We start from the raw sequence: 10,453 nt of genomic DNA, 5'->3' as shown, positions 1-10,453 counted from the left end.
GCCTGAATAGTCATCAGGGTTTTAACAGCTTCGAAAGGCTTCTGGAAGTCAGCGTTGTTAGTCATAGCGAGTGCTCCGATAAATTTTGTTGCAGTGCAAAAATAATATGTGGCCATAGTACTGGTTGAAAATCAGCCAGTCAAACTATTTTTGTGCAGTGCACAAAAATAGTTATATCTTTGGTCAAGGCCTGAGAAGGCGGGTAGGGCTGAAGCCGTGCTGGCCCGGTAACGGTGTGTTCTTAGTGAAGGGATAAGACGGGCAGAAAGCATTTTTCAGGCAAAAGAAAACCCCGGCAACCGAAGTTGGCGGGGTTTCTGGAAGTACTAAGCGGACTTATTTAGTCAGGCTAGCAACTTCGCTCATAGCAGCTTCACGTGCAGAGTTAGCGATTGCAGTGAATGCTTCGCCCTGAGCTTTCATCAGTTCGAACAGTGCTTTGTTAGCATCGATGTTGAACTTGATGATGTCTTCAGGGGTTTTCAGTTCTTTTGCTTTTTCAGCTTCAGCTTTGAAGAAGTTAGTCAGCTCTTCACCGGATTTCTGCTGCTGTTCAACAGATTTGGAGATAGCGTCAGCCTGAATAGTCATCAGGGTTTTAACAGCTTCGAAAGGCTTCTGGAAATCTACAGGTGCGTTCATCGTTATCTTCTCCGTAAGTTTGTTGCGATGCACAATATGGGAATAATTGTAGGCTTAATTTTGATCAAGTCAATACTTTTTTGTGCGCTGCACAAAAATCTCCGGCAGACCTCGAACCACGTTGATTGGTCATGAGAAGTTAGTGCTATTCTGCGGCCGGATTGTGACGGGGAGATGTCCGCTAGAGTATAAAAATGTTGTATGTCTAGCGGACATGGAGAAGAAGAGGGGGATCAAAGGGGCTAGCTGTCGTCTTGTTCCAGTGCGATGCGAATCTGTTCCATCACTTTAGTGGGCAGCTTTTTCAGGGTTAGCGTGCCGTTTTCTTCATCGAATACGATCTCTTTGCCGGAGTTTGCCCGTCCCAATGCTTTTTTGGTGAAGTCTAACTGCCAGTTATCGGACTTGGCTTTTACTTTAGAGAAGCGGTTAATGGTACTGGTGTGTGGCTGGAACTCATGGCTGACGTTATAAGGTCCGCCGTTCGCAAAGTCACCGAATGTGCCTGCCGCCGTTTCCGCCTGTTCAGGTGGGATGTAGGCGTCAAACAGGTTTTCGATATCGTTAAGGTTCGCGGTCTGTTTATCGGAACGCTGACGCTCCAGATAGCTCACCACATCTTCGACAATATCTTCTTTCTTCTCGCCCAGATCGTACTGGCTGCAGAAATCACGCGTTGCACGGATCAGCTCGCCGGTTGATTTACGGGATGGTGTAACGTCGGTGCAGCCGAACGCTGTGGAGAAGTAGTGGGTGATCTCGCCCTTTTGTTTGCTACCGATAAAACTCAGGTAGCTGTCTTTACCCTGCTTATATGTCGTAATGTTGATACGAGCAGCCTGGTGCAACTGCTCCAGATTCACCTCAATCACCTCGGTTGGGCTCAGGGTTTCATCCAATGCAATACTGCTGCGGTCCCGCACCAGCGCTACCAGCATATAATCCGCACGGTCACTGCCATAAACCGCAAAAATCACATAACCCCCGGATGCTGCACGAGCCGAAGGTGCAGCAATTGCTGCGGCCAGCTGCGACATGCCAGCTTCCATTAACTGAGCAAAGTTCTCAGGAGCTTCTTCGTTGACCAGGAATTTGTCAAAGGCAGAGATAAAAGGATAACCCTCTTCATTCTCCTGGTTAAAGGAACCATGGGTGAGGGAGGAGCGACGTTCAAATGCGTTGAGCAGAGATTCAAATAGATTGATCACCATGCCGCTGTGGATGTCCATGACGCCACCTTTGTCGCTGATCTGGGCGGTTTCTTCGTCGGCTTCTTTTAATAGCTCACGAATAGCAAGGTGTTTGAGTTCCATGGTGTCTCCAGGGCGGAATGGGTTCGGCAGTAGGACGCCAATTCTAGCCTAAGTTAAGCCTGTTCCGCGATACCTGAGATTTGGTAGGAATCACGTATAATCGATGGCTACTCTCCACTCAACAGAACTGAACTGAACGGGAAACCTGCTGCCATGGCGCTGAAGCCTACGATATACAAAGTGGATCTGAATCTGGTCGATATGGATCGCAACAACTACCAGCAGTGCAAATTGACGCTGGCGCTGCATCCATCTGAAACCCCGGAGCGCATGATGGTTCGCTTATTGGTGTATGGGCTGAATCAGGATCAGGATCTGGTGTTTAGTCGCGGAATTTCAGCGACAGATGAGCCCGATCTTTGGATTATCCGTCCGGATGGCAGTGTTGATCACTGGATTGAGTTGGGTCAGGCGTCAACGGATCGTATCCGCAAGGGCATCAGCCGTGCGCCAGAAGTCACGCTATATGCCTATGGCAGCGAAACGGATATCTGGTGGGAAAAGAATAAGGAGAGCTTACAGGCGCTTCCTAAGTTGTCGATCTACCGATTCAATTGGGATGAGGTGGAACAGCTAGCCGCTATGGTAAACCGCAATATTGAACTGACGCTAACGATCAGTGACGGGGATCTGTTCCTTGCGGATGATCAACATCAGGTCAGCTTGACCGTGCGTCAACTCTCTTAATCACCGTATTCCGTCAGTCAGCAGCTATGCTTTTTAAATAAGCGGCTGTTGAACTGAGGGGATGGTTGTGGGGGTATTGCAGGCACTGGGTGGCCTTGGGGTTTTTATCCTTGGCATGGTCATCATGGTGGATGGCTTACATTCCGGTGCCGGAGACGGTCAGCAGCGTTTGCTGGCACGCTTTACCCGAAGCCCTCTGACCGGGGCGCTAACCGGCGCTGCCTCAACCGCAGTTTTACAGTCCTCCAGTGCGACAACCATTGCCGCGGTGGGGTTTGTCAGCGCCGGTTTGCTATCTTTCCCCCAAGCGCTGGGTATTATCTACGGTGCTAATCTCGGAACCACTGTCACAGGATGGTTGGTGGTTTTCCTTGGCTTTAAGCTTAAATTAGGTGTTTTACTGCTACCGCTGATCTTTCTGGGCACGATTCTGCGGGTGTTTGCCAACGGGCGTACAGCAGATCTTGGTTACGCGTTAGCGGGTTTTGGTCTGATCTTTCTTGGCATCAGTCTGATGCAGCAGGGCCTGCAGGGTTTTGATGACCTGATTACACCGCAGACCTTTCCTGACGATACGCTGATCGGGCGTTTACAGCTGGTATTGCTAGGGATTTTGATAACACTGATTACGCAATCCTCCAGTGCAGGGGTTGCTGCGATGTTGACGCTGTTGTTCGCTGGTAGTATCAATTTTGCGCAGGCAGCGGCTGTGGTTATTGGTATGGATCTGGGGACATCGGTTAAAGCGCTGATTGCTACCTTGGGAGGGCATGTGGAAGCCCGCCGCACCGGGGTCTCCCATTTGGTTTTTAATGCGGTGACGGTGTTGATTGCACTGATGATGCTTGATCCCTTTATCTACTTCTGGCAACTGCTCTCGGCGGCTGATGTAGAGGATACTGCGGAATTTGCGCTGGTTGCTTTTCACTCCAGCTTTAATCTGGCTGCGGTGATCCTTTTGTTGCCGCTTGCTAATCAGTTCGCCCGGTTGATTGAACACCTGGTCCCAGAAGGTAAGGATAAGCTCAGCCTCAGTCTTGATCCGTTTCTACTCAACGAACCCTCAATCGCTTTGCGTGCCGTCCTCCCGCAGATAAAACGCTTGCGCGACCAGATAAGCTGTCAGCTCGGCTTGTTAGTGAAAGGGATACCTGCGGATAGAGAGCTTCTTTCGCGGTTACAGCATTTGTTGGATCAGGTGCACAATTTTCTTAACGCACTGAAGTTAAAGCCTGACAAAACACAACATTGGGATGCGTTAACCGCAATGATGCACTGTATGGATCACCTGCAGCGGTTGCATGAGCGTTGTGATGAGGAGCCGCAACGAGGGATGGCCGTCTCTAAAATGCGTATGTTGCACACCCAGCTCCATGCATTGCGCCACTACCTGCAGAATGAAGGTATGGACAGTGAAGTCTTAACGTCTTTACATGAGCGGTTATCACGCCAGCGTACCCGTATCCGGCAAGAAATCATTGCCCAGATGGTGTCAGGAAAGCTGGATGTAGAGGAGGGTACGGAGCAGCTGGAAGCATTGCGCTGGTTAGTCAGGGTCGTGAAGCATCTGGCGCGCATTGATGGTTATTTGGCAATTGCATCACTCAATGAGAAGAGGCTGCCAGCTACACCGCTCGCTAGTGATTAACTCTTTTACGTAATGCTTTGGTTTGTCCGCGCTGAGTTTTCTTATCCATTCTCTTTCGCTGGGATGACCGGGAGGGTTTAGTCGCACGTCGCGTTTTCTGAACAACCGTTGCATCTTTGATAAGCATGGCCAGACGTGCCAGAGCTGCCTCGCGGTTTTGCTCCTGACTGCGGTATTCCTGTGCCTTTAAGATGATGATTCCTTCATTACTGATACGACTGTCGCTGAGCGCGAGCAAGCGTTCTTTGTAATAGTCGGGCAGGGATGACGCACGGATGTCGAACCGTAGATGGATCGCGCTGGATACTTTATTGACGTTCTGGCCTCCCGCCCCCTGAGCTCTGATTGCGCGTAGCTCAATCTCATCGTCCGGGATAGAGACATTATTGGATATTTTTAACATCCTATTACTCTAAGCGCCGGAGGGGGCGGGGTAAAGCAATTCAGTCGTCGTCGAATACCTCGCGCAAGGCTTTTTGCAACTCTCTCTCTTCCTGCATCATCTCAATACGCCTCCGTTTGCTGGGGCTGATGCTTGATGACTTGTAGATCCGGGCGTCTTCCACTTCGCTCGCGCTTGCAAACTCTCCATCCGCCAAAAAGTCCTCTTCGACTGGATCGGATGCCTGATCGTGTTGCATGTCTCTTGCCATGATCGCCACCTCGTTTGATTGACCGGTCTGAGCTGAGTATGGCCTAAATTTTCGCGAAGTGAAGAGAGAATTTTTGCGGTATCCCCCCTAAGGTATATGAGAAAAATTCAGATTCAATGTGTTTGGTTATTTGGTTTTTGAACTATTGTTCACTTAGTGATCTGAACTGTCGTCAAGGTGGCGGTTTCAGAGATTCCCTTAAACGGGAGATCTGTGGCATCACTTCGCAGTCACACAGTCTGTCGGGATTGATAGGCGAACTGCCAGGTAGGTGCAAGTAATAAGCGCGGTATGGGCTTGGCTCATACCGCGTTTCTACATCTATGACCTTAACTATGACTAATATCAAAATGTTCTAATTTTGCACCTGCGTAATTTAGACGATGGTAGTAGAATTGTTCGCTGTAATATTTTCTTGCTATAACGTCATCAGATTAGCTGAACGCTCCGAGGTCCGACTTGGGTACGAAGTATCTCAAACGCTTTTTTAAACCAACTTCCATAGCCGTCTTTGGTGCATCCGAGACTGTAAACAGCATGGGGGGTGCGGTCCTGCAAAATCTTCTTGAGAGTGGCTATCAGGGTGAGCTGATGGCCGTGAATTCTCAGGGCTATGAGCAGGTGTATGGAATTCCTTGTGTCAAAGCGCTGGGTGACCTGCCTGAGATGCCGGATTTGGCGATTATCTGCTCACCACCCGAAACGGTGCCGGGTATTATTCGAAAATTGGGCGCCAACATGGTGAAAGCGGCAGTGATTCTGACGGGTGGTTTATCCAGTCTGAATGCTGAGACTAAGCGTACGTTGCACGATGAAGTGCGCGAGTCTGCACGGCCCTACGGCATCCGTATTTTAGGCCCCGATTGCATGGGAATGCTGGTGCCGGGTCATAAGATGAACGCCAGCTACTCGCACATGAACATCGCCAAAGGGAAGGTGGCCTATGTTGGCCAATCCGGTCTTTTGGGCACAGCGATGATTGATTGGGCGAACGGCCATGATATTGGCTTCTCTCACTTCTTAACGCTGGGTGATGGGGTGGATGTGGATTTGCCGTCCGTCGTTGATTACCTTGCGCAAGATCCTTATACACAATCAATCTTGTTACAGATCGACCGGGTTGAAGGGTCGTCTCGTAACTTCCTGTCCGCTATTCGTTCTGCTTCCCGTAACAAACTGGTGCTGGTGCTGAAATCGGATGTGATTCGTGATCAGAAGGTTAGTCACAATGTTGCTCCGGGTCTCGATGACGAAGATCAGGTGTATGATGCCGCTTTGCGCCGCGCCGGTGCTGTGAGGGTCGGCACCTCTGATGAGCTGTTTAATGCACTCGAAACCCTGTCGCGTATGAAGCCGATGCGCGGTGAGCGTCTGGCGATTGTGTCCAACGGTATGGGCCCGATTGCGCTGGCGGCAGACCGCCTTTTGAAGAAAGGCGGCGAGTTGAGTCAGTTGACTGAACAGACAAGCAATCAACTGCACGATCTGTTACCTGATCACTGGGATGGCCAGAATCCGGTGGATCTGCATGCAGATGCGACACCGGAACGTTTTTCGGAAACCATTCGTATTCTGTCGAAAGACAAAAACGTTGATTGTATTTTGGTGCTGCATGCGCCAACACGTCTGGCACCGGGTGTTGATACCGCTGATGAAGTGGTGAAGGTTGCGAAAAAAACACCTCGTAATGTGCTGACCTGTTGGATGGGGCGTGCGACCGCGATTGAATCCCGCAATCACTTCTATAGCGCGGGTCTGCCAACGTTTATCTCCCCGGAGGAGAGTGTTGATGCGTTTATGCATATGGTGGACTACCGTCGCAATCAGAAAGTGATGCGTCAGACGCCGATGCCCTATACGGAGCAGAACGGTCCGAATCATCAGCGTGCACGCGAGATGGTGGCACAGGCACTGGAAGAGAAACGGGATTATCTGACCCACGCTGAAGTGGGCGATCTGTTGGATCTCTACGATGTACCCGCAATCAACACTCACTACGCAGATGATATCAACGGCGTGGTGGCTGTAGCGAAAAGCCTGGGTGGTTCTGTAGCTGTAAAAGCCCTGCATAAGGATAATGTTTACCCGTTCTGCTACGACGAAAAGTCTAATCAGCGCTGGAAAGATCTGGCGATGGATCTTTATTCCATTGGCGAAGTGAAGCATGCGGTGACCAAACTGGCGTACCGCGTGGGTGAGCGTTACGAAGATCAGGACTGCATGGGATTCTGCGTGCAGCAGATGAAACGCGGTTTCCAGTCGTTGCAGATCAACGTGGGCGTGACTCGTGACCCAACCTTTGGCCCAATGATTATTTTTGGTGTGGGTGGTTATGCGGTGGACGTGCAGGCTGACCGTCAGGTGATGTTGCCGCCACTGAATACCTCTCTGGCGATGGAGTTAATTAAGCATTCCCGCGTCTTTAACGTGATTCAGGAGAACAGCTACCAGCCTGAGCGTGACATCGAGCAGCTCAGTGATTTGCTGATTAAGCTGTCTGAGATGATCGTAGATCTGCCGAACATGGCGTGTCTGGAGATCAATCCGCTGCTGTTGAACAAACGCGGCTTATTGGTTGTTGATGCCACTGTTTCCTTAGGGGACGCGGTAGAACCGGCGATCTCACCGTATCCTGAGCACCTCAGTGAAAAAATCACCCTGCGCCGTTCTAAGCGGGCTGCCGTTGTGCGACCTATCCGGGGTGAGGATGAACCGAATCATCTGGAGTTCTACAATACGCTGAGCCCTGAATCGATCCGTTTACGTTATTTCTACAGCCGTGGTGTACCAACCCACCATGAACTGGCGACCTGGACGCAGATCGATTACGACCGCGAAATGGCGTTTATCATCTCTGCACCCGTCAAAGACGGGAAGGGTGTTGAGACGCTGGGGGTTGTGCGGGCAGTGACGGATGCGGATAACATTCGCAGTGAGTTCTCGATCGTTATTCGTGATGATCTGCAGGGTGAAGGCCTGGGTGAAATACTGATGCAAAAGGTCGTCGATTACTGCCGTGATCGCGGTACTTTGCAGATTATCGGTTCAACTTTGCCATCAAATAAGGGAATGCAGGGGCTGGCGAAAAAGCTGGGCTTCCGTAACAGCTTTAACGCTGAAGAGGAGGTTGTTGATATGAAGATGATGCTGAACGATCCGGTTGAAGACTGGCAGATTTACCGTCTGCAGCACTAAGTTTGTGTTCGCAGGTTCCTCAGAACTGCAACTATTGAAATACCTGCTACACTGAAATCAGGTTTCGTTTTACATAGCTTTACTCTGATCGACTAGCGACGCATTTAGCAGGTTAGGACATCTTCTCCGTAGCAGGTAAGTAAGCATTTGGGCCGCTCCTTTGGAGCGGCTTTTTTATTGTCTGGCGGTTTGCCCCTTTCTGGTGCATATCCGTTTGGCTCTCGCAGATTGCGGTGCTAGGATGCCGCTTCATTTTCTGAATCCCTCATCTCTTATTATGTCTGTTTCGCTGAATCAAATCGTGTTTAAAGCAACACTACCGGTGATGTTTGGTTATATCCCTTTAGGGATGGCATTTGGCGTGTTGTTTAGTGAACTGGGTTATCACTGGCTCTTTGCGTGTGCCATGGGTGTCTTTATCTTTGCGGGGGCGGCGCAATTTCTGGCGGTGGGGTTATTGGCGAACCATGCCGGATTACTGGAGATATTTATCACTATTTTCCTGCTGAACTCGCGGCATATCTTTTACGGTATCTCGCTGCTAAGCAGCATGAAAGCCAAAGGCTGGCGCCGCTTTTATCTGATCTTTGGGCTGACTGACGAAACCTTTTCTCTGCTGACCTCCACCCAGCCCCCGGAAGGGATGGATAAAACGGACTATCAACTGCGAGTCACGCTGTTTAATCAAAGTTATTGGGTATTGGGTTGTACTCTGGGGGGCTGGCTGGGAACACAGATCAGTTTCTCGACAGCGGGAATTGAGTTTGTACTGCCCGCACTCTTTATGGTGTTAGCGATCGAACAATACCGCCACCTGCGACAAGCCGCACCTTTTGCGCTGGCGTTGCTGATTGGTGTGGGGGTGTTGCTCTTTATCAGTCAGGATCAGATGTTGCTGATCTCCATTTTGATCTCGGTTGCCACGTTGTTGCTGTATAAAGGAGGGGAACGATGGAATCCGTACCGTATCTGATCGCGGTTATTGCGGTGATGACAGCGGCGACATTTTTGACGCGGGTGTTGCCCTTTGTATTGTTATACAAAGTGGCAGATCACCCTGTATTACGGTATCTGGGCCGATATCTGCCACCGGTGCTGATGGTGTTACTGGTGATCTATTCCTTCAAGGGGGAAGACCTGATCAGTCGGGATTTTTTACCTGAGCTGGCGGGGTTATTTTCGGTGTTGGTACTTCATCTGACGATGCGTAATGCATTGGTGAGTATTTTGGGCGGTACCGGCTGTTACATGGCAGTGGTGCAGATGGGAATATTTAACTGATGCTCAACGGCGGTCTGTGTGAGGCAGCCGTTATATGAATCTCTGCTGTTGGTGCAGCAACAGCAGTCGATTCAGGGGTGGGTCCGGTTGTTAGACTGCCGGGCAGAACATTTCGTGTAATGTATGAATGATACGCTGTGCTGTATCACCTTCCAGAGAGTAAAAAATGGTTTGTGACTCCCGACGGGTACTGACCAGGCCATCTTTACGTAACACGGCCAGATGCTGAGAGAGGGCTGACTGGCTTAGATCCAGACAAGCATTTAACTCAGACACAGACAGCTCCTTGCCGTCCAGATAACACAGAATCAGCAGGCGGCTTTCGTTCCCCAATGCTTTCATCAGCTTGGCCGCTTTGCAGGCGTTCTCCTTCATCATCTCCAGTGTTTCCGGATCCATCGGCGGGAGAGCAGCTTCGTTAAGTTCGTTCAATCTATCACCCAAGTGCTTTGCATTATTATTATCGAGCTTGATTCTACTGAAAGCCCCGTACCATCTCAATTCTCTAATATATCGCTTTCTAATATTCTCTATATGGTAATAGCATAAAAAGCGGGGAAACCCACGTTTAGGACCTCTTCATGAGGCCTTCGACTGAACAATCTACTCACTCATTGATCTTTCGCAGGTTTCAGTCGGCCTTTGTTATCGCTTTGCGTTTTCGCAATCTGTTATTTCAACTATAGCTAATTTAATGCTTTAAATATTAGTTATTTCTAATATAATTGAACTCTATAGCTGACAGTAATCGATTTTCAGAGGAGCCTGATCCCATGTCATTGCGAGATCGTCTCGTATCATTCTCAATGGATAAACCCAAGCAGGTATTTTATCTGGTGCTGGCGCTCGTTGTGCTGGCAGGGTTACAGATCCCTTCCATTCAGGTTGATACCGACCCGGAAAACATGTTGCCCCATGATCAGGTGGATCGTGCATATCACGACGAAGTGAAAGCGCGTTTTGCTCTGCACGATATGATCGTTGTCGGTGTGGTAAACGAAACGAATGCCAATGGGGTATACAACAGCCAGACG

At 49.8% G+C, this 10,453-nt stretch carries 10 protein-coding genes and 1 pseudogene; 6 read left to right on the top strand and 5 right to left on the bottom strand.

Annotated features, from left to right (window positions below; translation table 11 throughout):
• Window positions 1-336: 336 nt before the first annotated feature.
• Complete coding sequence (locus ABYW01_RS06425; RefSeq protein WP_372831667.1) at window positions 337-642, bottom strand: hypothetical protein; 306 nt, start codon at window positions 640-642, stop codon at window positions 337-339.
• A gap of 242 nt (window positions 643-884) precedes the next feature.
• On the bottom strand, window positions 885-1,955 hold the full coding sequence (locus ABYW01_RS06420; RefSeq protein WP_372831666.1) for a nucleoid-associated protein: 1,071 nt from the start codon (window positions 1,953-1,955) through the stop codon (window positions 885-887).
• A gap of 153 nt (window positions 1,956-2,108) precedes the next feature.
• Between ABYW01_RS06420 and ABYW01_RS06415 the strand changes: the two genes are divergently transcribed.
• Together ABYW01_RS06415 and ABYW01_RS06410 are read left to right on the top strand one after the other, a co-directional pair.
• The gene (locus ABYW01_RS06415; RefSeq protein ID WP_372831665.1) at window positions 2,109-2,642 is read left to right on the top strand and encodes a YaeQ family protein; all 534 of its coding nucleotides are present in this window, start codon (window positions 2,109-2,111) and stop codon (window positions 2,640-2,642) included.
• 67 nt (window positions 2,643-2,709) lie between these two features.
• Window positions 2,710-4,290, top strand: coding sequence for a Na/Pi cotransporter family protein (locus ABYW01_RS06410; protein ID WP_372831664.1), 1,581 nt, complete (start codon window positions 2,710-2,712; stop codon window positions 4,288-4,290).
• On the opposite strand, the gene arfB is transcribed toward ABYW01_RS06410, so the two are convergent.
• A complete protein-coding gene (arfB, locus tag ABYW01_RS06405) occupies window positions 4,280-4,693 on the bottom strand; it encodes an alternative ribosome rescue aminoacyl-tRNA hydrolase ArfB (protein WP_193954217.1) in 414 nt (137 codons plus the stop codon). The two genes, ABYW01_RS06410 and arfB, sit on opposite strands and share 11 nt — an antisense overlap.
• A gap of 40 nt (window positions 4,694-4,733) precedes the next feature.
• A complete protein-coding gene (locus ABYW01_RS06400; protein ID WP_193954219.1) occupies window positions 4,734-4,943 on the bottom strand; it encodes a PA3496 family putative envelope integrity protein in 210 nt (69 codons plus the stop codon).
• A 459-nt stretch (window positions 4,944-5,402) separates the two neighbouring features.
• Between ABYW01_RS06400 and ABYW01_RS06395 the strand changes: the two genes are divergently transcribed.
• From ABYW01_RS06395 to ABYW01_RS06385, 3 genes are all read left to right on the top strand, one after another.
• The gene (locus ABYW01_RS06395) at window positions 5,403-8,138 is read left to right on the top strand and encodes a GNAT family N-acetyltransferase (protein WP_372831663.1); all 2,736 of its coding nucleotides are present in this window, start codon (window positions 5,403-5,405) and stop codon (window positions 8,136-8,138) included.
• A 301-nt stretch (window positions 8,139-8,439) separates the two neighbouring features.
• Window positions 8,440-9,111 carry an AzlC family ABC transporter permease gene (locus ABYW01_RS06390; protein WP_372831662.1) on the top strand — a complete coding sequence of 224 codons (672 nt, stop codon included), beginning with the start codon at window positions 8,440-8,442 and terminating at the stop codon, window positions 9,109-9,111.
• Window positions 9,090-9,419, top strand: a complete 330-nt coding sequence (locus tag ABYW01_RS06385; RefSeq protein WP_193954222.1) for a branched-chain amino acid transporter permease — start codon at window positions 9,090-9,092, stop codon at window positions 9,417-9,419. The genes ABYW01_RS06390 and ABYW01_RS06385 overlap by 22 nt, the downstream gene beginning before the upstream one ends.
• Window positions 9,420-9,509: 90 nt before the next feature.
• On the opposite strand, the gene ABYW01_RS06380 is transcribed toward ABYW01_RS06385, so the two are convergent.
• The gene (locus ABYW01_RS06380; protein ID WP_193954338.1) at window positions 9,510-9,818 is read right to left on the bottom strand and encodes a metalloregulator ArsR/SmtB family transcription factor; all 309 of its coding nucleotides are present in this window, start codon (window positions 9,816-9,818) and stop codon (window positions 9,510-9,512) included.
• Between the two features lie 374 nt (window positions 9,819-10,192).
• Here ABYW01_RS06380 and ABYW01_RS06375 point away from each other — a divergent pair.
• Window positions 10,193-10,453, top strand: a pseudogene (locus ABYW01_RS06375) (RND transporter); the annotation flags it as partial.

This window comes from Pontibacterium sp., from assembly GCF_041587635.1.
GTDB lineage: Bacteria > Pseudomonadota > Gammaproteobacteria > Pseudomonadales > Balneatricaceae > Pontibacterium.
Note: the sequence above shows the minus strand (reverse complement) of the source record. Positions and strands in the feature narration are given on the sequence as shown.

What these genes read in the sequence shown, in the direction of transcription:
- ABYW01_RS06425 (WP_372831667.1), bottom strand. Translation starts at nt 642, where the DNA reads ATGAACGCACCTGTAGATTTCCAGAAGCCTTTCGAAGCTGTTAAAACC.
- ABYW01_RS06420 (WP_372831666.1), bottom strand. Translation starts at nt 1,955, where the DNA reads ATGGAACTCAAACACCTTGCTATTCGTGAGCTATTAAAAGAAGCCGAC.
- ABYW01_RS06415 (WP_372831665.1), top strand. Translation starts at nt 2,109, where the DNA reads ATGGCGCTGAAGCCTACGATATACAAAGTGGATCTGAATCTGGTCGAT.
- arfB (WP_193954217.1), bottom strand. Translation starts at nt 4,693, where the DNA reads ATGTTAAAAATATCCAATAATGTCTCTATCCCGGACGATGAGATTGAG.
- ABYW01_RS06400 (WP_193954219.1), bottom strand. Translation starts at nt 4,943, where the DNA reads ATGGCAAGAGACATGCAACACGATCAGGCATCCGATCCAGTCGAAGAG.
- ABYW01_RS06385 (WP_193954222.1), top strand. Translation starts at nt 9,090, where the DNA reads ATGGAATCCGTACCGTATCTGATCGCGGTTATTGCGGTGATGACAGCG.
- ABYW01_RS06380 (WP_193954338.1), bottom strand. Translation starts at nt 9,818, where the DNA reads ATGGATCCGGAAACACTGGAGATGATGAAGGAGAACGCCTGCAAAGCG.